This window comes from Flavobacterium movens (assembly GCF_039581425.1).
Lineage (GTDB): Bacteria > Bacteroidota > Bacteroidia > Flavobacteriales > Flavobacteriaceae > Flavobacterium > Flavobacterium luteolum.
In genome coordinates, this window is sequence record NZ_JBCPXY010000014.1 from 36780 (window position 1) to 58075 (window position 21296).

Annotated in this window: 19 protein-coding genes; 18 read left to right on the top strand and 1 reads right to left on the bottom strand. The window is 34.2% G+C overall.

Annotated features, from left to right (window positions below; all coding sequences use genetic code 11):
* Positions 1-153 precede the first annotated feature (153 nt).
* From AAYQ05_RS20430 to AAYQ05_RS20495, 14 genes are all read left to right on the top strand, one after another.
* A complete protein-coding gene (locus tag AAYQ05_RS20430; RefSeq protein ID WP_281634647.1) occupies positions 154-1185 on the top strand; it encodes a LacI family DNA-binding transcriptional regulator in 1032 nt (343 codons plus the stop codon).
* A 177-nt stretch (positions 1186-1362) separates the two neighbouring features.
* On the top strand, positions 1363-2718 hold the full coding sequence (locus AAYQ05_RS20435) for an MFS transporter (RefSeq protein WP_281634646.1): 1356 nt from the start codon (positions 1363-1365) through the stop codon (positions 2716-2718).
* An 18-nt stretch (positions 2719-2736) separates the two neighbouring features.
* Positions 2737-3390 (top strand): beta-phosphoglucomutase, encoded by a 654-nt coding sequence (pgmB, locus tag AAYQ05_RS20440; protein ID WP_343545121.1) that lies wholly within the window; start codon positions 2737-2739, stop codon positions 3388-3390.
* Between the two features lie 139 nt (positions 3391-3529).
* Positions 3530-5833, top strand: a complete 2304-nt coding sequence (gene mdxK, locus AAYQ05_RS20445) for a maltose phosphorylase MdxK (protein WP_343545122.1) — start codon at positions 3530-3532, stop codon at positions 5831-5833.
* Positions 5834-5863: 30 nt separating this feature from the next.
* Complete coding sequence (locus tag AAYQ05_RS20450; RefSeq protein WP_343545123.1) at positions 5864-7978, top strand: glycoside hydrolase family 97 protein; 2115 nt, start codon at positions 5864-5866, stop codon at positions 7976-7978.
* A gap of 106 nt (positions 7979-8084) precedes the next feature.
* Positions 8085-9950 (top strand): glycoside hydrolase family 13 protein, encoded by a 1866-nt coding sequence (locus tag AAYQ05_RS20455; protein WP_343545124.1) that lies wholly within the window; start codon positions 8085-8087, stop codon positions 9948-9950.
* Between the two features lie 197 nt (positions 9951-10147).
* Positions 10148-11809, top strand: a complete 1662-nt coding sequence (locus AAYQ05_RS20460) for an alpha-amylase family glycosyl hydrolase (RefSeq protein ID WP_343545125.1) — start codon at positions 10148-10150, stop codon at positions 11807-11809.
* Between the two features lie 182 nt (positions 11810-11991).
* On the top strand, positions 11992-12669 hold the full coding sequence (locus AAYQ05_RS20465) for a glycerophosphodiester phosphodiesterase (RefSeq protein ID WP_343545126.1): 678 nt from the start codon (positions 11992-11994) through the stop codon (positions 12667-12669).
* 110 nt (positions 12670-12779) lie between these two features.
* The gene (locus AAYQ05_RS20470) at positions 12780-13988 is read left to right on the top strand and encodes a BaiN/RdsA family NAD(P)/FAD-dependent oxidoreductase (protein WP_343545127.1); all 1209 of its coding nucleotides are present in this window, start codon (positions 12780-12782) and stop codon (positions 13986-13988) included.
* A 6-nt stretch (positions 13989-13994) separates the two neighbouring features.
* Positions 13995-14642: an HAD family hydrolase gene (locus AAYQ05_RS20475; protein WP_343545128.1), complete on the top strand. Its 648-nt coding sequence runs from the start codon at positions 13995-13997 to the stop codon at positions 14640-14642.
* Complete coding sequence (locus tag AAYQ05_RS20480) at positions 14643-15215, top strand: Crp/Fnr family transcriptional regulator (protein ID WP_343545129.1); 573 nt, start codon at positions 14643-14645, stop codon at positions 15213-15215.
* Between the two features lie 62 nt (positions 15216-15277).
* Complete coding sequence (locus AAYQ05_RS20485; protein WP_343545130.1) at positions 15278-15943, top strand: MBL fold metallo-hydrolase; 666 nt, start codon at positions 15278-15280, stop codon at positions 15941-15943.
* A gap of 85 nt (positions 15944-16028) precedes the next feature.
* Positions 16029-16751: a BamP family beta-assembly machinery protein gene (locus tag AAYQ05_RS20490; RefSeq protein ID WP_343545131.1), complete on the top strand. Its 723-nt coding sequence runs from the start codon at positions 16029-16031 to the stop codon at positions 16749-16751.
* 9 nt (positions 16752-16760) lie between these two features.
* Positions 16761-17483 (top strand): BamP family beta-assembly machinery protein, encoded by a 723-nt coding sequence (locus AAYQ05_RS20495; protein WP_343545132.1) that lies wholly within the window; start codon positions 16761-16763, stop codon positions 17481-17483.
* A gap of 43 nt (positions 17484-17526) precedes the next feature.
* On the opposite strand, the gene AAYQ05_RS20500 is transcribed toward AAYQ05_RS20495, so the two are convergent.
* On the bottom strand, positions 17527-18003 hold the full coding sequence (locus AAYQ05_RS20500) for a TspO/MBR family protein (protein ID WP_177211192.1): 477 nt from the start codon (positions 18001-18003) through the stop codon (positions 17527-17529).
* 152 nt (positions 18004-18155) lie between these two features.
* Between AAYQ05_RS20500 and AAYQ05_RS20505 the strand changes: the two genes are divergently transcribed.
* The 4 genes from AAYQ05_RS20505 to AAYQ05_RS20520 all read left to right on the top strand — a co-directional run bounded on the left by AAYQ05_RS20505 (position 18156) and on the right by AAYQ05_RS20520 (position 21253).
* Positions 18156-19244, top strand: a complete 1089-nt coding sequence (locus AAYQ05_RS20505) for a diphosphomevalonate decarboxylase (protein WP_343545133.1) — start codon at positions 18156-18158, stop codon at positions 19242-19244.
* A 28-nt stretch (positions 19245-19272) separates the two neighbouring features.
* Positions 19273-19623 (top strand): four helix bundle protein, encoded by a 351-nt coding sequence (locus tag AAYQ05_RS20510; RefSeq protein ID WP_343545134.1) that lies wholly within the window; start codon positions 19273-19275, stop codon positions 19621-19623.
* Between the two features lie 30 nt (positions 19624-19653).
* Complete coding sequence (locus tag AAYQ05_RS20515) at positions 19654-20592, top strand: mevalonate kinase family protein (protein ID WP_177211194.1); 939 nt, start codon at positions 19654-19656, stop codon at positions 20590-20592.
* Positions 20593-20662: 70 nt separating this feature from the next.
* Positions 20663-21253: a DUF502 domain-containing protein gene (locus AAYQ05_RS20520; RefSeq protein ID WP_343545135.1), complete on the top strand. Its 591-nt coding sequence runs from the start codon at positions 20663-20665 to the stop codon at positions 21251-21253.
* The last annotated feature ends 43 nt before the right edge of the window (positions 21254-21296 follow it).

Genomic DNA, 21296 nt, shown 5'->3' on the forward strand with positions numbered 1-21296 from the left:
TAACATGCTCGACAGCAGGCACTTTTTATTGCTTTACGAAAACGTGGTAGTGTTGAAAACTTTCTATTTTTTGTAATCTTTCAGTGTTAAAATTGCAAATACCAAAAATATTATACACCTTTATTATTAATTAGATTTTTTTCGATTAACTACATGAAACGCAAAATAACCCTCAAACAAATTGCAAAGGAACTTGACGTATCGATTTCAACTGTCTCAAAATCACTCAGAAACAGTCTCGAAATTGGAGAAGAAACACGCCTAAAAGTGCAGGCTTTTGCAAAGTTTTACAACTACAAACCCAACAATATTGCCCTTAGTTTAAAAAACCGAAAAACGAAGAGTATAGGCATCATTATTCCAGAAATTGTACACTATTTTTTCTCTACTGTCATCAACGGAGTAGAACAAGTTGCAAACGAATACGGATACAGTGTAGTAATCTGTGTATCAGACGATTCTTTCGATAAAGAGGTATTAAATATGGAAATGTTAGCCAACGGGAGCATCGATGGTTTTATCATGTCGCTTTCTAAAGAAACACAGTTTAAAGGTGACTTCCATCATATAACCGAAGTAATCAACCAAGGAATGCCTGTAGTTATGTTTGATCGCGTAACTAATGATATTCTTTGCGATAAAGTAATTATTGATGATAAAGCCGCAGCTTATGAAGCGGTTCAGAGCTTAATTGATAACGGCCGCAAAAAAATCGCCTTGGTAACTACGGTAGATTATGTAAGTGTCGGAAAACTGAGAACTGATGGCTACGAAAAAGCTTTATTAGATAACGGATTACCGTTTAATGAAGATTTAATCATAAAAATTGAAGATGTAGATACTTGCGAAATAACTATTTCTGAGCTTCTACACGCCAGAGCTTTTGATGCTGTTTTTGCTGTAAATGAGCTTTTTGCCGTTACAATTATTAAAACAGCAAACAAAATGGGATTAAAAGTTCCTGAAGATTTAGCTGTTATTGCATTTACTGATGGAATTATTTCTAAATATTCTACTCCAACCATTACAACAGTAAGCCAGAGCGGTGAAAAAATGGGCAATAAAGCAGCTAAAATGCTTATCGAAAGACTTGAAGCCGAAGAAGATGATGACGAAGAACATACCGAAAATTACACCACAGAAGTTATCGAAACCCACCTCATAGAACGAGAATCTACTGACTAATTTTCTTAAAATCAATACTTTCTAAAGCCATAAAAAATATTTATGGCTTTTTTATTAGCATATATAAAAAAATAATTTATAATTTTACGCCCGTCAAGGCTTTTACTTTTACTTCGAAAAAACAGTAAGTTTTGATAAGCAAAGCGCTTATCGTATAATTTTTTACAAATTACGATAATGGAAAAGCGTAAATTAAGTTTCTGGGAAATCTGGAATATGAGTTTCGGTTTCTTAGGAATCCAAATGGGGTTTGCACTTCAAAATGCAAATGCTAGCAGAATTCTTCAAATCTTTGGTGCCGACGTACATGAACTTTCTTGGTTCTGGATTATTGCTCCTCTTATGGGATTAATAGTACAGCCAATAATTGGTCATTACAGCGACAAAACTTGGGGAAAATTCGGCAGACGAAAACCTTTCTTTTTAGTGGGAGCCGTTCTAGCTTCTGTGGGATTAATTTTAATGCCACAAGCTAACATTTTCATTTCTGTATTACCCGCTTTATGGGTTGGAGCAGGAATGCTAATGATTATGGATGCCTCTTTCAACATTGCTATGGAACCATTCAGAGCGCTTGTTGGAGATAATTTAAGAACAGATCAGCGTACTGCTGGATTTAGCATTCAAACTTCTTTAATTGGTTTTGGAGCCGTAATTGGTTCTGCATTGCCATACATTTTAACCAAGTATTTTGGTGTGCCAAATAGCACAGTTCCAGGAAGTGTACCGTTAAATCTAACCTTGTCATTCATCATTGGTGCGGCGGTTTTAATCGGTTCCATCTTAGTAACTTTATTTACAACCAAAGAATATTCTCCAGAAGAATTGGCAAAATTTGAAGATCCGCAAAATGACGCAATTTCTGATTCAGAAGAAAAATCAAAAATCACAGACATCTTTACCGATTTTGCAAAAATGCCAACTACCATGCGTCAGCTTAGCTGGGTGCAGTTTTTCTCTTGGTTTGGATTATTCGGAATGTGGGTTTTTACAACTCCTGCGATTGCGCACCACATTTACGGTCTGCCATTAGAAGACACTTCTAGCCAACAATATCAAGATGCCGGAGACTGGGTCGGAATTCTATTTGGTGTTTACAACTTAGTTTCTGCTATTGTTGCATTGTTTTTCCTTCCGTACATCGCTAAAAAAATTGGCCGAAAAGCAACACACTCCCTTTCGCTAATAATTGGAGGAATAGGTTTAATATCTATTTATTTCATGCCAAACGAAGACTGGGTAGTATTGCCAATGATCTTAATAGGAGTTGCTTGGGCGAGTATCCTAGCAATGCCATACGCTATTCTTGCAGGTTCAATTACACCTAAAAAAATGGGGGTTTACATGGGAATATTCAACTTCTTTGTTGTTATTCCACAAATTGTAAATGCTCTAATCGGTGGTCCAATTGTAAAATACCTTTACAATGGAGACGCAATTTATGCCTTAGTTACAAGCGGAGTTAGTTTTCTAATTGCTGCTGCTTTAGTTTCTAAAGTAAAAGATGTAGACGACTTTACTCAAAAATCATAATAAAGAATTTTCCATACAATGAGCAAAAAAGCATTCATATTCGATCTTGACGGAGTGATCGTTGATACCGCTAAATACCACTTTTTGGCTTGGCAAAAAATTGCCAAATCGTTAAATATCAATTTTACACATGAAGACAACGAACTTCTAAAAGGTGTTAGTCGCGTTCGCTCGCTAGACATTATACTTGGGTTAGGAAATGTTCAGGCTACTCAAGAACAAAAAGACAAATGGTTAATTCAAAAAAACGAAGATTATTTATCTTATTTAGTTGACATGGATGAAAGTGAGGTTCTTCCAGGAGTTTTAAAAATTCTAAAACTATTAAAAGATAAAAACCAAGGAATTGCATTAGGTTCTGCCAGTAAAAATGCAAGACCAATTTTAGAAAAAACAGGGGTTCTGTCTTACTTCGATGCTATTGTTGACGGAAACGATGTCAGTAATGCAAAACCAGATCCTGAAGTATTCTTAAAAGCGGCTCAATTATTAAACATTGATCCAAAAAATTCAATTGTATTTGAAGATTCTGTTGCCGGAATTCAGGCAGCAAACATCGCAGAAATGGTAAGTGTGGGAATTGGTGAGGAAACAATTTTACATGAAGCTGAACACATTTTTAAAGATTTTACCCAAATCGAAACAAGCTTTATTGAGAAATTAATTGGTTAATTAGAAAATGTGTCAATGAGATAATTAATCTCACCGACAAATTTTCTAATGCTGCAATTACTCAAATGAATGTAAAAGTTATTAAAAACCAAGGCAATTATCTAATTATCAAATTGCCGAATTATCTAATTAAAAAGAGATGAACCAAGATTATATAAAACCAGACAATTGGTCAATTATAGAAGAAGGATTTGATGCGGAGAGAGTAAAATCTTCTGAAAGTCTTTTTAGTATCGGGAACGGCGCTATGGGACAACGCGCCAATTTTGAAGAAACGTATTCAGCAGAAACTTTTCAAGGAAGTTATATTGCTGGAATTTATTATCCAGACAAAACAAAAGTGGGCTGGTGGAAAAACGGATATCCGAAATATTTTGCCAAAGTACTTAACGCTCCAAACTGGATTGGAATTGACATTGAAATCAACGAAGAAAATCTTGATTTAAACACGTGTACCGAAGTTAGAAACTTCCGCAGAGAATTGAATATGAAAGAAGGTTGGTACAATCGTTCTTTTGAAGCAGTTCTTAAAAACGGAACTGAAATTTCAGTAAACGTTCGTCGTTTTCTTTCGTTAGATTTAGACGAAGCCGGAATCATTAAATACGATATTACACCTTTAAACAAAGATGCAAAAATCGTTTACAAACCTTATGTTGACGCTGGTGTAACCAATGAAGATGCGAACTGGGAAGAAAAGTTCTGGGAACCGCTTGAAGTTAAAAAAGCTGCAAACGAAGCTTTTGTAACGGCTCAAACGTTTAAAACGCATTTTAAAGTTACGACTTTTATGCACAATACGATTTTGGCAAACGGAGAAAATATCAACGTTTCGCCATCAACAATCGATTCAACTGTAGATAAAGTTCAGTATACTTACGGAACTATTATTGCAAAAGGGCAAACCTCATCAATTCAAAAAATTGGTGGATATACGGTTTCTTTAAATCACGAAAATACTTTGGCTGGAGCCGAAAAAGTAATCAAATCTGCTGTTGCTTTAGGATATGACGCACTTCTTCAAAACCAAATTGAAGCTTGGGCAAAAATCTGGGAAATGTCAGATATTACAATTGAAGGCGATGTAAAAGCGCAGCAAGGTATTCGTTTCAACATTTTTCAATTGAACCAGACGTATTCAGGAAAAGATTCTCGTTTGAATATTGGTCCAAAAGGTTTCACCGGAGAAAAATACGGCGGATCTACTTATTGGGACACTGAAGCATATTGTATTCCGTTTTACATGGCGACAAAAGATCAGCAGGTTGCAAGAAACTTGTTGACGTACCGCTACAATCAATTAGATAAAGCGATTGAAAATGCTAAAGATAATTTAGGTTTCAAAAACGGCGCTGCATTATACCCGATGGTAACCATGAATGGTGAAGAATGCCATAACGAATGGGAAATCACGCACGAGGAAATCCATAGAAATGGTGCGATTGCTTTTGCTATTTACAACTATAACCGCTACACGGGTGATTACTCTTATATTCCAGAAAAAGGATTAGAAGTTTTAATCGGAATTGCACGTTTCTGGCACCAAAGAGCTTCTTTCTCAAAAGATAAAAATCAATATGTGATTTTGGGAGTTACAGGTCCAAACGAATACGAAAACAACATCAACAATAATTTCTACACCAATTATATTGCAAAATGGTGTATTGATTTTGCTACAGAACAAATTGGAAAAGTAGCTTCAGAATATCCTGCAGATCACAAACGCGTTCTTGAAAAAGTGAATCTTTCTTCTGAAGAAATCAAAGAATGGAAAAAAGTAGCTGATGATATGTATTTCCCAATTTCAAAAGAACTTGGAATCTACTTACAACAAGACGGATTTTTAGACAAAGATTTAGTTCCTGTAAAAGATTTAGATCGTTCGCAACGTCCTATTAATCAAAAATGGTCTTGGGATCGTGTTTTACGTTCACCTTATATCAAACAGGCTGACGTTTTACAAGGTTTTTATTTCTTCGAAGATCATTTTTCGAAAGAAGAATTAAAACGCAATTTTGAATTTTATGAATCATTTACGGTTCATGAAAGTTCACTTTCGCCTTGCGTGCACTCGATTCAGGCTGCTGCTTTAGATAAAATGGACATGGCATATACATTTTATTTAAGAACTTCTCGTTTGGATTTGGACGATTATAATAAAGAAGTGGAAGAAGGTTGTCATATCACCTCAATGGCCGGAACTTGGATGAGTATCGTGGAAGGCTTTGGAGGAATGCGTGTTAAAAATGACCAATTGCATTTCTCTCCAAAAATCCCAAAAGAATGGAACGGTTACTCTTTTAAAATTAATTTCAGAAACCAAATTTTAAAAGTAGCTGTAAATCATAACGAAACAACTTTTACTGTAGACGGCGATCAAGATTTAACAATTATTGTGAACGGAAACCCCGTCGTTGCTGGTAAATTTGCACAAATAAAATAAATTACAATACATCTAAAAAACTAAAAAAACATGAAAAACTTATTTTTCGCAAGTTTAATTTTGTTCGCGTTTAGCACCGTAGCAAAAGCGCAGCAGTTAAAATCACCCGAAGGCAAGTTCGTAATGGAATTTTCTCTTCAAAACGACGGAACTCCAACGTACAATTTAAAATACAAAAACAAAGAAGTTGTAAAAACCAGTAAACTTGGTCTTGAACTTAAAGATGATAAAAAATCTTTGTTGAATGACTTTACAGTTGTTGATACTAAAACTTCAACTTTTGATGAGACTTGGAAACCAGTTTGGGGAGAAGTAGATCACATCAGAAATCATTATAATGAATTGGCTGTGACTTTAAACCAAAAAGGAACAGACAGACAAATCATTATCCGTTTCCGTTTATTCGACGACGGTTTAGGATTCAGATATGAGTTTCCAGCGCAAAAGAATCTTACTTACTTTGTAATCAAAGAAGAAAGATCTCAATTTGCGATGACTGGAGATCATACGGCTTTCTGGATTCCTGGAGATTACGATACTCAGGAATACGATTATACAAAATCAAAATTATCTGAAATTAGAGGTTTATCTCAAAAAGCGTATACAGCAAACGTTTCGCAAAGATCTTTTTCGCCAACAGGAGTTCAAACTTCTTTGATGTTAAAAACTGCTGACGGAATCTACATCAACTTACACGAAGCGGCTTTGATAGACTATTCTTGTATGCACTTGAATTTAGATGATAAAAACTTAGTTTTCGAATCTTGGTTAACGCCAGATGCAAAAGGAGATAAAGGTCACATGCAAGCGCCAAATCACTCTCCTTGGAGAACGATTATCGTGAGCGATGATGCTAGAGAAATCTTAGCTTCAAAAATGACTTATAACTTAAACGATCCTTCAAAAATTGAAAATACTTCTTGGATTAAACCAGTAAAATATGTTGGCGTTTGGTGGGAAATGATTACAGGAAAAAGCTCTTGGTCATACACAAACGATTTTCCAACAGTTCAGTTAGGAGTTTCTGATTTCTCAAAAGCAAAACCAAACGGAACGCACGGAGCAAACAATGCGAACGTAAAAAAATACATTGACTTCGCTGCTGCAAATGGTTTTGATGCCGTTTTAGTTGAAGGATGGAATGAAGGCTGGGAAGACTGGTTTGGACATTCTAAAGATTATGTTTTTGACTTCTTAACGCCTTACCCAGATTTTGATGTGAAAGGTTTGCACGAATATGCAAAATCTAAAAATGTAAAAATCATCATGCACCATGAAACTTCAGGATCTGTTCGCAACTACGAGCGTCATATGGATGCGGCTTACAAATTCATGAAAGATAACGGATACGATGCGGTAAAAAGCGGTTATGTTGGAGATATTTTGCCACGAGGTGAAAATCATTACGATCAATGGATTGTAAACCACTACCAATACGCAATCGAAAAAGCAGCTGATTACAAAATTATGGTGAACGCTCACGAAGCAGTTCGCCCAACAGGAATTGCAAGAACGTATCCAAACTTAATTGGAAACGAAGCAGCAAGAGGAACAGAATACCAAGCTTTTGGTGGTTCTAAACCAAATCACGTAACGGTATTGCCATTTACACGTTTAATCGGTGGTCCAATGGATTATACTCCGGGGATCTTCGAAATGGATATCAGCAAAATGAATCCAGATAACAAATCGCATGTAAACAGTACAATTGCAAACCAATTGGCATTATATGTTACTATGTACAGCCCATTACAAATGGCTGCTGATACTCCAGAAAACTACAACCGTTTCCCAGATGCATTCCAATTCATTAAAGATGTAGCTGTAGATTGGTCAGAAAGTAAATATATCGAGGCTGAGCCAGGAGATTTTATCACTGTTGCTCGTAAAGCAAAAGGAACAAACAACTGGTTCGTTGGAAACGTAAACGGAGAAACGCCACGTACATCAAACATCGATTTCAGCTTCCTTGAAAAAGGAAAAAAATACACAGCTACAATTTATGCTGATGCAAAAGATGCACATTACAAAACAAATCCGCAAGCTTACACCATCAAGAAAATTGCTGTAACAAACAAATCAAAATTATCTCAGTTTTCTGCTCCAGGAGGAGGATATGCGATAAGCATTATTGAAACAAAATAATTTTAATTAATCATATAAGAAATGTAAGTCCATTTAAATAGAAATCTCCCCAGTTTTTGCCTTAAATGTTCTTACATTTCTTATATGGTTTAAATTCATCTTTACTATGAATAACCTAAAATTCAACCACACATTCTACAAATTAGTTTTAATGGTTCTGTTGTTTTCCGCTTCCACGAAAGCGCAAATCCAAAAAGTAGAACCACCATTTTGGTACGCAGGAATGAAAAATTCGGAACTGCAGATTATGTTCTACGGAAAAAATATTGCACAATATGAAGCTTCGGTTTCTAATAATGTTGCAATTAAAAATGTAGAAAAAACAGAAAATCCAAATTACCTTTTCGTAACTATTGATACAAAAGATGTAAAAGCACCTGAATTAGTTTTCTCCTTTAAAAACAATAATAAAGTTGCTTTTAAACAAAAATATGTTCTTAAAGAAAGAAGAGCAAATTCGGCAGAAAGAAAAAGCTACGACGCCTCTGATTTGATTTACTTAATCATGCCGGATCGTTTTGCTAACGGAAATCCGAAAAACGACAGCGACGCTTCTTTAACTGAAAAAGGAAATCGTCAAGATCCAAGCGGACGTCACGGTGGCGATATAGAAGGAATCATCAAAAACTTAGATTATATTTCGTCACTTGGTGCAACTGCAATTTGGAGCACGCCTTTATGCGAAGACAATGACAAACAGCATTCATACCATACTTACGGACAATCTGATGTTTACAAAATTGATCCACGTTACGGAACTAATGACGATTATGCTCGTCTTTCTGCAGAAATGCACAAAAAAAACATGAAATTGGTTATGGATTATGTGACCAATCACTGGGGAATTACCCACTGGATGATGAAAGATATTCCGACCAAAACATGGTTCAATCAATTTGAAACTTTCACACAAACACATCACCGTCGTGAAGTTATTACCGATATTCATGCTTCAAAAATAGATCAGGAAGTTTGTGTTGACGGCTGGTTTGTACCTTCAATGCCAGACTTGAATCTTAGAAATCCTCTTGTTGCAAAATACTTAACTCAAAATGCCATTTGGTGGATTGAATTCGCAAATCTTGACGGATTCAGAGTGGATACTTATAATTATTCGGATAAAACTGCTATGGCAAATTGGGCAAAAGCCATTACAGATGAATATCCTAATTTTAATATTGTGGGAGAAATCTGGATGCACAATCAGGCGAATTTAGCTTTTTGGCAGAAAGACAGTAAAATTGGCGCTATCGAAAACTACAATTCGAATTTACCAAGTGTAATGGATTTTACCCTTCAAAGTCAGATAACTTCTGCTTTCAGTGAAGATGAACCAAACTGGGACAGCGGATTGATTAAATTCTACAACAATTTTGCAATGGATTTTTTATATCCAAATACCAATAATATTTTGGTTTTTTCCGAAAATCATGACACAGATCGTATGAATGAAAAGTTCAAATATGATTTACCAAAATACAAACTTGCAATGACTTTATTAGCAACAGTTCGTGGAATTCCTCAAATTTATTACGGTTCAGAAATTGGAATGGGCGGTGATAAAGGTAAAGGTGGTGATGCCGATATTCGTCAAGATTTCCCAGGCGGATGGGCTGGCGATAAAAACAACGCTTTTACAAAAGAAGGAAGAACTGCCGAACAAGCTGCCTATTTTGATTTCTCTTCAAAATTGTTCAACTGGAGAAAAACAAACGAAGCAGTTCATTTCGGAAAAATGACACATTATATTCCAGAAAATAACACTTACGTTTATTTCAGATATACTGATGCTAAAACGGTTATGGTTGTTTTCAATAACAATGCAAAAGAGCAGGTTGTAAAAACAAATCGTTTTAAAGAAAACATCAAAAACTTTAAATCTGGTAAAGATGTTATCACAGGAAAAACATTCGATTTAGCTTCTGAAATTACTTTAGAACCAAAATCAGCTTTGGTTTTAGAATTGGAATAACAAAATTTTCTCTCTCGCAGATTTTACAGATTAAGCAGATAATTTAAAAAAGAAAATCTGCCGAATCTGCGAAATCTGCGAGAAACTATTTTTCCGCCACGAATTCACGAATTATTTTTTACAGTCTTTAAGAATAAAAATTCGTGAATTCGTGGCTATTTTTTTCAACACAATCCATCCTAAATTATTCTAAAATAATGAAAAAATACTCTTTCCTTTTTTTACCTTTAGTATTCTTAATAATGAGTTGTTCTGGCTCAAAATCAGTTACAATGAATAATACTTCAAAAACACCTTTCGTTTGGGAAGGAGCAAATGTTTATTTTTTACTTACAGATCGTTTTTACAACGGAGACACTTCTAACGACGTCAATTTCAACCGAACCAAAACTCCCGGAAAACTACGCGGATTTGAAGGCGGTGACATCATCGGAATTGCAAAAAAAATTGAATCAGGATATTTTGAAAAATTAGGAATTAATGCCATTTGGCTTACGCCGATTGTAGAACAGATTCACGATGGTGTTGACGAAGGAACTGGGCTTACATACGGCTTCCATGGCTATTGGGCAAAAGATTGGACGGCTTTAGATCCAAACTTTGGGACAAAAGAAGATTTGGCCAATTTGGTAAAAAAAGCACATGAAAAAGGCATCCGAATAATTCTGGATGGCGTAATTAATCATACGGGACCTGTAACTCCAGAAGATCCTGTTTGGCCTTCAGACTGGGTTAGAACAGGCGTTGTCTGCGATTACAAATCGTTCGAAAATACAACGATGTGTACTTTGGTTGATAATCTTCCAGATGTTAGAACAGAAAGTACTCAGGAAGTAGCGCTCCCTCCTTTTTTAATTGAAAAATGGAAAAAAGAAGGTCGTTACGAAAAAGAAATCGCTTCATTAGACGAATTCTTTAAAAGGACAGGTTATCCAAGAAGTCCAAAGTATTACATTATAAAATGGCTCACCGATTATATTCTAGAATTCGGAATTGATGGTTACAGAGGAGATACTGTAAAACATACTGATGAAAACGTCTGGGCAGATTTCAAAAAAGAATGTGAGTACGCTTTTGAAACTTGGAAAAAACATCATCCGATGCAAGTTCTAGATCAGAATCCGTTTTACACCATTGCCGAAGTTTACGGCTACGGAATCAGTGGCGGTCAGGATTATGATTTTGGAGATAGAAAAGTCAATTATTTCCAAAATGGTTTTAACAGCATGATCAACTTTGAATTCAAATGGAATGCTGCCCAAAACGATTACGAAGGTTTATTTTCTAAATATTCAAATGCACTTAACAATGATTTAAAAGGATATTCTGTCCTTAACTATATGTCTTCTCATGACGACGGACAGCCTTTTGATGCCAACAGAACAAAAAGCATTGAAACAGCAAACAAACTATTGCTTTCTCCTGGAATGTCTCAGGTTTATTATGGAGATGAATCAGCTAGATCTTTAGTTATTGAAGGCACTCAGGGCGATGCTACTTTACGTTCTAATATGAATTGGGAGGATATTCAAAATAATCCTGAAACACAAAAAACACTTTTGCATTGGCAGAAATTAGGCCAGTTTAGACGAAATCATCCTGCGGTTGGTGCTGGAGTTCATAAACTAATTAATCCGTATCCTTATACTTTTTCCAGAACGTTTAATAAAGGTTCTTTTACAGATAAAGTAGTTATGGGAGTAGATTTACCAAAAGGCAGAAAAGAACTTCCAGTTGGTGATGTCTTCCCAAACGGAACAAAACTAAAAGATGCTTATTCAAATCAAGAAGTCGAAGTTATTGATGGAAAAGTGATTATCGACAATGAGTTTGATATTGTTTTACTGGAAATGCTTTAAAATTTAACCGCTAAGTTTTACGCAAAGGTCGCTAAGTTTTTTTAGCCACGAATTCACGAATTATTTTTGATAATCTTTGAAAATAAAAATTCGTGAATTCGTGGCTATTTAATTTTCACTAATTTATTTGCGAACCTTGCGTAAAACTTTGCGACCTTTGCGGTTAGAAAAAATACTGCAAAATGCTAAAAATTGCACATCGAGGCGCCAAAGCCTACGAACCTGAAAATACTTTACAAGCTTTTCAAAAAGCCCTAGACTTAAATTCAGACGGAATTGAACTTGATGTTCATCTAAGTTCAGATGAAAGTATAATCGTAATTCACGACGAAACCATCGACAGAACAACCAATGGAAAAGGTTTAGTGAGTGATTTTACTCTAGCAGAATTAAAATCATTTTTGATTGATGGAAAGCATCAAATCCCAACTTTAAACGAGGTTTTTGATTTGGTTGACAAAAAATGTTTAATCAATATCGAATTAAAAGGCTTAGGAACTGCACCGAAGGTTGTTGCATTAATTGAGAAATATATCTCAGAAAAAAACTGGAAATACGAGCATTTTATTATTTCAAGTTTTGAATGGAATATGCTAGAAGAAACCTCAAACCTAAATCCGAATATCCCAATAGGTGTTTTAACAGAAGAAGATATAAATACCGCTTTGGCTTTCGCCAAAAAAATAAAAGCAAAAGCCATTAACCCCGATTTTAATTTATTGAATGAAGAAAATGTGCAACAAATGCAGGAAAAAGGATTTCTGGTTTTACCTTGGACAGTAAACACAGAAGAAGACATTCAAAAAGTAAAAAGTTATCAAGTAAACGGAATTATCTCTGATAATCCTGACAACATATAAAAATAAGCTACGAGAAACTTTGTCAAAGTTTAAAACTTTGACAAAGTTCATCAGGGTTCAATAAATAATTCGTGATCCCGATAGCTATCGGGAGTGGCTAACAAAAAAATATGATCAAAAATTTCGACATAATAATCGTTGGCGGAGGCGCTGCAGGTTTTTTTACCGCAATTAATATTGCAGAGAAAAATCCGAAACTAAAAATTGCCATTTTAGAAAGAGGAAAAGAAGTTCTTTCTAAAGTTCGTGTTTCTGGTGGCGGACGATGCAACGTGACGCACGCTTGTTTTGAACCTAATGAATTAGTAAAGTTTTATCCTCGAGGCGAAAAAGAACTTCGAGGCCCATTTCATCAATTTTGTTCTGGTGATACCATTGAATGGTTCGAAAAACATGGTGTCGAATTAAAAATCGAAGAAGACGGTAGAATGTTTCCTGTTTCTAATTCATCACAAACCATTATAGATTGTTTCTTAAAAGCAACCGAAAAATTAGGTATAAAAGTTTTGACAGGACAAAGTGTACAATCCATTTTCAAAAAAGAAAATCATTGGAAAATTGATACACAAACGGATAATTATGCTGCCGAAAAATTAGTTATGGCAACGGGAAGCAATCCTAAAATATGGGAAATGTTACAGGAGCACGGACATGCTGTTGTAAGTCCCGTTCCTTCCCTATTTACTTTCAACATCAAAGATTCCAGAATTAAAGAATTGCCAGGCGTTGCTGCACAAGTTACCGTAAATGTAAAAGATACCAAACTAGAATCGACAGGCCCTTTGTTAATCACGCATTGGGGAATGAGCGGGCCCGCAATCTTAAAACTTTCAGCTTGGGGCGCACGCATTCTGCACGACAAAAATTATCAATTTACCATTTTCGTGAATTGGCTAAATGATGTTGATTTTGAAGATGCTGAAAAGATCCTAAAAGAATTAAAACAAGAACACGCTAAAAAAGCGGTTTCTAAAAAATCTCCTTTTGATTTTCCAAACCGTTTGTGGGAAAGTTTAGTTTTAGCTTCGGGAATTGATTCGGAAACAAAATGGGCTGATTTATCGAAAATTCAATTGCAAAATCTAACTTCACAATTAACAAAAGCCGAATTTAAAGTTAACGGAAAAAGTACCTTTAAAGAAGAATTTGTTACCGCTGGCGGAATCGATTTAAAAGAAATCAACTTCAAAACCATGGAAAGCAAAATTCACGAAAACCTTTATTTTGCTGGCGAAATTGTAAATATCGACGCCATTACAGGCGGATATAATTTTCAGAATGCCTGGACAAGCGGGTTTATTCTGGCTCAAAATATTTAATACAAAATGAAATTTAAAGGAATTATTTTTGATTTAGACGGAACGCTAGTCGATTCATTACACGATATTTCAGATGCGATGAATAAAGTACTTACCGCTCTAAGTTACCCAACGCATGATTACGATACTTACCAATATTTTATCGGAAGCGGTTTACGAAATTTGGTAAGCAAAGCATTGCCAGCCGCAAACAATTCTGATGATGAAATCGAAAGTTGTTTTGAATGTATGGTTGATGAATATACTAAAATCTGTACACTCAAAACAAAACCGTATGACGGAATTGTTGAACTGCTTGAAAAACTGACTTCTCAAAACATCAAAATGGCGGTTTTCTCCAACAAAGCCGATGAATTGACCAAGAAAATAGCAACAGAAATATTTCCAAATCATTTTGATACTGCAATTGGTTTAAGCACAGAAGAACTTAAAAAACCAAATCCGTTTGAAGCGATTGAAATCAGTAAAAAATGGAATTTAAAACCAGAAGAAATCCTTTTTGTGGGTGACTCTGATATTGATATGAAAACGGCCGTAAACGCCAATATGTTTCCTGTTGGTGTAACTTGGGGTTACAGAACAGAAGATGAATTGAAATCTAGCGGGGCAAAAGTGGTTATTAATACTGCTTCAGAATTAATCGAAATTTTATAAATGCATCCTTCATTACAAAAACAAATCCTATCGATCGCTTCGTTTTCTGAAAATGAAATCGAAAAGATCGATTCTTGTTTTGAATATGAATATTTTACAGCCAAAGAATATCTTTCATCAATGGGAAAAATCAGCAACAAGATTTTCTTTATTGTTGAAGGTTTAGCACGAGTTTATTACCTCAAAGACGGAAAAGAAATCACTACGTATTTAAGTTGTGATGATGGCTTTATAGCTTCGTATTCCAGTTTTATAAATCAATCTGTTTCTTTTGAAAATATTCAGTGTATTGAAGATTGCGAAGTCCTTTCGATTACTTTCGAAAATATGCAGTTTTTGTATAACGAAATTCCAAATTGGGAACGTGTCGGAAGAATTCTTGCCGAACAGAACTACCTATGTATGGCTGATCGTGTTTTAAAACTGCAAATGATTCCTGCCAAAGAAAAATACCAGACTTTTTTATCATCGGCTCCAGCCAAAATAATACAGCGAACACCTTTAATTTATATCGCTTCTTTTCTCGGCATTACGCCCGAATCGTTGAGCAGGATCCGTCAAGACATTTCTTAACATTTATCAAGTGAATTAAGATTCTGAATTCAAATCTTTGTCAAAATAAAATTTGAAAAAAGATGAAGAATATTGCCAAAGATGTTTACCAAATTACTTTGTTCCCAAGAAACGCAATCAATTGTTATTTAATCGAGGATGTTTTAATTGACGCTGGAATTAGAACTTCTTCAAATAAAATATTAAAGTCGATAAAAGGCAAATCCATTGCCAAACACGCCTTAACACACGCCCATGCCGATCATCAAGGAAGCAGTAAAATAATCTGCAAAACCTTGAACATTCCTCTTTTTTGCAGCGAACCTGAAAAAGCATTTGCAGAAAACGGAAATGTAATTACAGAATATCCAAATCCGAATCATATTATTTCGAAGTTTCAGAAGAATTTCTGGGCAGGAAAAGGACATCCAGTTTCTCAAACATTAAAAGAAGGCGATCAGATTGGCGGATTCATAGTTATCGAAACTCCAGGACATTCAACCGGACATATTTCTTTTTTCAGAGAAAAAGATGGTGCTTTAATTGTAGGCGATGTGATGACCAATATGAATTTATTGACAACAAAAGTGGGCTTGCACGAACCTCCCCATTTATTTACCGCTGATAAAGAAACCAATAGAAAATCGATTCTAAAATTGGCTTCGCTAAAACCAAAAATACTTTGTTTTGGTCACGGACCTGTTTTATTTAATAATGGAGAACTGGAAAAATTTGTTCAAAACATGTGATGGCTTTATTAACAAGAATTTACATATTCCGTAAGTTTTCATTAAGACTATTCTAATAATTTTACTCTCAACTAATTAATCCTATATGAGAGTAAAATTACTTACCACAATTTCTATTTTCACTTATCAGCTCAGCATTTCTCAAACAGAAAAACTATTAAACGGAAAAGTTCTTGCACAGAATAAGCCACTTAACAAAGTGGAAGTAATTAATAAAACTGCGAAGACCAATACAAGAACCAATGAATTGGGAGAATTTTCGATTGTGGTAAAAGCAGAGGACAGCGTGCTTTTTTTCTTGAAAAATTATTTTTTTTCAAGATTGAAAATTTCTCAGGAAAACATCAATCAAAACAATATTATTGTGAATATGGTTTTGAAACCTGAAGAATTGAATGAAGTTGTAATAACGAAAGTCGAATTTGATAAAATTAAGCTTGATCCTGATGCCGTTGCAGATGTTTTAATCAGCAAAAATGCCAAAGATTTATTCTGGAATACAGGAGTTAACGATAACTCAATTAGAGAAGGTCTTCGAACTTCATTCCCTTTAAAGGGTAAAGCGAAGAAAAAAAATGAACTTGACGACGATCGTGTTAAGAAGTTAATACTTGCCTATTGCCCTCCCGCTTTTTTCATCAAAAATTTAAAACTAAAACCCGAAGAAAAAGAACTTTTTATTGATTTTTGCGATACTGACCCCAAATCTAAAACACTTCTGGAAGATCCAAATGTATTGACAGTTATGGATTTTCTATATGCTAAAAATGAAGAATTTAAAAAATTGAATTCAGAAATTAAAAACTAACAGCATTGAATGAAAGCAAAATTACTTACTACAATTTCTTTTCTTACTTATCAACTTAGTATTTCGCAGACAGAAAAACTACTTAACGGAAAGGTTATTTCTCGGGAAAATGCACTTCAAAATGTAGAAGTCATTAATAAAACAGCCAAAACCAGCACGAGAACAAATGAATTTGGAGAATTTTCAATTTTAGTGAAAGAGCAAGACAGTATATTGTTTTTTTCCAATAATTACTTATTTACAAGATTGAAATTAACCGCGAAAGATCTAGAAAAAAACTATCTCATTGTCGAAATGACTCCAAAAGCTGAAGAATTGGAGAATGTTACGGTTTCTAGATCCGTTTTTAATAAAGCTGAAATTAAAAAAATCGCCAATAATAAGGAAAAAATAAAGGAGATTAAAAATCGTAAACAATTTGACGAAGTGGCTTCAAAATTGAATGTTTATGATGGGAGGATCAAAAATGGACTAGATTTTAGTTACCCCATTTTTGATAAACCGAAGAAAAAAATTGAGCCTCGTGATGACCGTTTTAAGAAACTCGTCATCTCTACTTGTCCTCCGGATTTTTTTATCGAGAATTTGAAAATAAAACCCGAAGAAAAAGAAATTTTCTTAAACTTTTGTAATGCCGATTCAAAATCTAAAACCCTTTTAGAAAAATCAAATGATTTAGAATTGATAGACTTTCTATTAACTAAAAATGAAGAGTTTAAGAAGCTGAAGTAGCTTAACTTGAAACAAAGAAAAACCTGAAACTTGAAACTAAATTTTACTTATTCAACCACCAAATACTAGCATTCAAAACTGTCGCAAATCCAACCCAAGCCAAATATGGAATTAATAAATAACCTGAAATTTTATTGATTTTGATGAATTTCAAATACGTTTCATAAATCATTAGCCATAAAAGAACAATTTCGATTAAAGCCAACATCGGATTTTTTAATCCAAAAAATAAATAAGACCAAATTGAGTTTAAAATCAATTGAATGATAAAGAACAGCAATGCTTTTTTAACCTCTTCTGTATTTTCTTTTATTCTATCCCAAACCAACGCCGCTGCAATTGCCATTAAAATATAAATCACAGTCCAAACTGGCATAAAAATCCAGTTCGGCGGATTAAAAACTGGTTTTTCCAGCATTACATACCAAGTTTCAATGCTTGGTTTTGTAACTACTCCGGCAGAATATCCTACTGTTAAACAAATTACTAACGCTATAGCGATTTTTACGAACTTATTCATTGTATCAAATTTTGAATTCAAAAATAGTCAAAAGAAAAGTTTAAACCATATAAGTGATGTAAGTTCATTTTAGCAAATTCCGCTTATAATTTCTTATATAACTTATATGGTGGAAAAATGAAAAAGTTATCTTTGCCAAAATTTATACTTTCATGTTTACAGCAGCCGATTTTATACCAAATCCATATACTTCGACAATCGAAAACGGAAACTTTGAATGGAGCGCTCCCAGCAACATTGCATTGGTGAAATACTGGGGAAAAAAAGACAACCAGATCCCGGCAAATCCTTCAGTTAGTTTTACTTTAAATAACTGCAAAACAATAACAAAACTTGTCTTTTCTAAAAAAGAAACTCAAGAAAACTTTTCTTTTGATTTACTTTTTGAAGGAAAACCAAAAGAAGATTTCAAACCAAAGATTCAGAAGTTTTTAGAAAGAGTTGAAGTTTATCTGCCGTTTTTGAAAGAGTATCATTTTACAATTGATACGCAGAATACTTTTCCGCACAGCTCAGGAATTGCATCTTCGGCTTCTGGAATGGCGGCTTTGGCAATGAATTTTATGAGTTTGGAAAAACAGCTGAATCCTGAAATGACTGACGAATATTTCTATCAAAAAGCTTCATTTCTAGCTCGTTTAGGTTCTGGAAGTGCTTGCCGTAGCGTAAAAGGAAATGTGGTAGTTTGGGGAAATCAGGAAAATATTGAAGGAAGCACCGATTTATTTGGTGTTGAATTTCCATATACGATTCATGAGAATTTCAAGAATTATCAAGATACCATTTTATTAGTTGATAAAGGTGAGAAACAAGTTTCGAGTACCGTTGGACACGATCTAATGCACAATCATCCGTATGCTGAAAGACGTTTTGCACAAGCACACGAAAATTTGGATAAATTGATTGCCATTTTTGAAAGTGGAAACTTAGACGAATTCATCAAAGTTGTAGAAAGTGAAGCTTTGACTTTGCATGCCATGATGATGACTTCGATGCCGTATTTTATTTTAATGAAACCTAATACATTACAAATCATAAATGCAATCTGGAAATTCAGAAATGAAACTAAGATTCCAGTATGTTTTACGCTTGATGCTGGAGCAAATGTTCATGTACTTTATCCTGAAAACGTTAGCGAAAAAGTATTACAATTTATTCAGGATGAATTAGTTGTTTTTTGTCAGAATGGTCAGTACATTTGCGACAAAATTGGAGAAGGCGCATTATTAATTGATAATTGATAATTGTCAATTAATAATTTGTAACTTTATGGAAAAGAAAAACATTATTAAAGAAAAATCTTTTGCTTTTGCAATTGACATTGTAAATCTTTATAAAGTTTTAATTGAAAAAAAAGAATTTGTTTTATCCAGACAAGTTGTGCGTTCAGGAACATCTATAGGTGCAAACATAAGAGAATCTGAACATGCTCAAAGTAAGGCAGATTTTATCCATAAGTTGTCAATTTCATTAAAAGAAGCAAATGAAACAGAATATTGGTTAGATTTGCTGTATGAAACAAAATATCTTTCTGATATAGAATTTCAAAATATTAAACCTAAAATTATTGAGTTATTAAGATTGCTTACAAGCATAATTAAAACTTCAAAAAACATATAATTATCAATTGTTAATTATCCATTTTCAATTATGAAAGGACCACTATTTTACTCAAAAATATTACTCTTTGGAGAATACGGAATTATCCGCGACTCTAAAGGACTTTCTATCCCTTATAACTTTTACAATGGCGCTTTAAAAAAATCTGAAGAGCCTACAGAAGAAGCGATTTCATCAAATAGAAGCTTAAGAAGTTTTGCTTCTTATCTTGAAGTGCTACATACTCAGCAACCAGAATTGGTTACTTTCGATTTAGAAACTTTAAAAAATGATGTTGAAACTGGAATGTACTTCGATTCTAGTATTCCGCAAGGATATGGCGTTGGAAGTAGCGGTGCGCTTGTTGCAGCTATTTATGATAAATATGCTACCAACAAAATCACTGTTCTGGAGAATCTGACTCGTGAAAAATTATTACATTTAAAAAATATATTTTCTCAAATGGAAAGCTTTTTCCACGGAAAAAGCTCTGGTTTAGATCCGTTAAACAGCTATTTGAGTATTCCGATCTTGATTAACTCTAAAGATAACATTGAGGCAACTGGAATTCCCACTCAGAGTTTTGACGGAAAAGGTGCTGTCTTTTTGTTAGATTCAGGAATTGTGGGCGAAACTGCTCCAATGGTTAGCATTTTTATGGAAAACTTAAAAGATAAAGGTTTCCGTGCCATGCTTAAAAACCAGTTTGTAAAATATACCGATGCTTGTGTAGAAAACTTTTTACATGGTGACATGAAATCTTTGTTTACCAATACTAAAAAGCTTTCTAAAGTTGTTTTAAATCATTTTAAACCAATGATTCCAGAACAATTTCACGGAATCTGGCAACACGGAATTGATACAAACGATTATTACCTAAAACTTTGCGGTTCTGGTGGCGGAGGTTATATTCTAGGTTTTACGGAAGATTTAGAAAGAGCCAAAGCGTCCTTGAAAGACTATAAATTAGAAGTAGTTTATCAGTTTTAAAGTTAAACCTCTTAATATATTGCTATTGAATACCGTTTCCTAAACATTTAATCTTAAAAAATTATTGCCTATGAAAAGTATTTTAAAGATTCTCAAAGCAACTTTTTTAGGAGGAATTCTGTTTTTAGTACCGCTGGTTGTACTATTAATCGTTTTGGAAAAAGGATATGGTCTTGTACAAAAAACTACCCTTCCACTTGTGAGTACTTTACCAAAAGTAAGCGTTTTAGGTCTTGCAATTCAGGAGCTTGTTGGAATATTAATCATAATTCTAATTTGTTTTATTGCTGGAGTACTGGCAAAAACTGCAGCTGCTGAAAAATTAGTTCAGAAACTAGAAGACGGAATTTTAAGTTTTGTTCCTGGCTATTCATTTATGAAAAGCATGAATGAAAATATATTGGGTTTAGAATCTAAAGACGATTTAAAAGTAATTTTAGTTCCTACAGATGCTGGTTTGCAATTTGCTTTTTTAATAGAGCAAGTCAGTGATGAGAAATTCACCGTCTTTATACCAGATGCTCCAAATCCGTGGAGCGGATCGGTGGTTTTTGTCGATAAAAAAGATATTACAGAAATCGATATTACACAAAAACAAGCTCTAGCCTGCATTCGAAAATTAGGTTATGGATCTGAAGAATTGTTAAAAAACAAGCTCTAGTTTTCAGAATCAAAAAATATACTTTAACTTCCCTAAAAATCAA

Excerpts from the sequence above, each read along its gene's own strand:
- AAYQ05_RS20430 (WP_281634647.1), top strand. The coding sequence starts at position 154 with ATGAAACGCAAAATAACCCTCAAACAAATTGCAAAGGAACTTGACGTA.
- AAYQ05_RS20435 (WP_281634646.1), top strand. The coding sequence starts at position 1,363 with ATGGAAAAGCGTAAATTAAGTTTCTGGGAAATCTGGAATATGAGTTTC.
- pgmB (WP_343545121.1), top strand. The coding sequence starts at position 2,737 with ATGAGCAAAAAAGCATTCATATTCGATCTTGACGGAGTGATCGTTGAT.
- mdxK (WP_343545122.1), top strand. The coding sequence starts at position 3,530 with ATGAACCAAGATTATATAAAACCAGACAATTGGTCAATTATAGAAGAA.
- AAYQ05_RS20450 (WP_343545123.1), top strand. The coding sequence starts at position 5,864 with ATGAAAAACTTATTTTTCGCAAGTTTAATTTTGTTCGCGTTTAGCACC.
- AAYQ05_RS20455 (WP_343545124.1), top strand. The coding sequence starts at position 8,085 with ATGAATAACCTAAAATTCAACCACACATTCTACAAATTAGTTTTAATG.
- AAYQ05_RS20460 (WP_343545125.1), top strand. The coding sequence starts at position 10,148 with ATGAAAAAATACTCTTTCCTTTTTTTACCTTTAGTATTCTTAATAATG.
- AAYQ05_RS20465 (WP_343545126.1), top strand. The coding sequence starts at position 11,992 with ATGCTAAAAATTGCACATCGAGGCGCCAAAGCCTACGAACCTGAAAAT.
- AAYQ05_RS20470 (WP_343545127.1), top strand. The coding sequence starts at position 12,780 with ATGATCAAAAATTTCGACATAATAATCGTTGGCGGAGGCGCTGCAGGT.
- AAYQ05_RS20475 (WP_343545128.1), top strand. The coding sequence starts at position 13,995 with ATGAAATTTAAAGGAATTATTTTTGATTTAGACGGAACGCTAGTCGAT.
- AAYQ05_RS20480 (WP_343545129.1), top strand. The coding sequence starts at position 14,643 with ATGCATCCTTCATTACAAAAACAAATCCTATCGATCGCTTCGTTTTCT.
- AAYQ05_RS20485 (WP_343545130.1), top strand. The coding sequence starts at position 15,278 with ATGAAGAATATTGCCAAAGATGTTTACCAAATTACTTTGTTCCCAAGA.
- AAYQ05_RS20490 (WP_343545131.1), top strand. The coding sequence starts at position 16,029 with ATGAGAGTAAAATTACTTACCACAATTTCTATTTTCACTTATCAGCTC.
- AAYQ05_RS20495 (WP_343545132.1), top strand. The coding sequence starts at position 16,761 with ATGAAAGCAAAATTACTTACTACAATTTCTTTTCTTACTTATCAACTT.
- AAYQ05_RS20500 (WP_177211192.1), bottom strand. The coding sequence starts at position 18,003 with ATGAATAAGTTCGTAAAAATCGCTATAGCGTTAGTAATTTGTTTAACA.
- AAYQ05_RS20505 (WP_343545133.1), top strand. The coding sequence starts at position 18,156 with ATGTTTACAGCAGCCGATTTTATACCAAATCCATATACTTCGACAATC.
- AAYQ05_RS20510 (WP_343545134.1), top strand. The coding sequence starts at position 19,273 with ATGGAAAAGAAAAACATTATTAAAGAAAAATCTTTTGCTTTTGCAATT.
- AAYQ05_RS20515 (WP_177211194.1), top strand. The coding sequence starts at position 19,654 with ATGAAAGGACCACTATTTTACTCAAAAATATTACTCTTTGGAGAATAC.
- AAYQ05_RS20520 (WP_343545135.1), top strand. The coding sequence starts at position 20,663 with ATGAAAAGTATTTTAAAGATTCTCAAAGCAACTTTTTTAGGAGGAATT.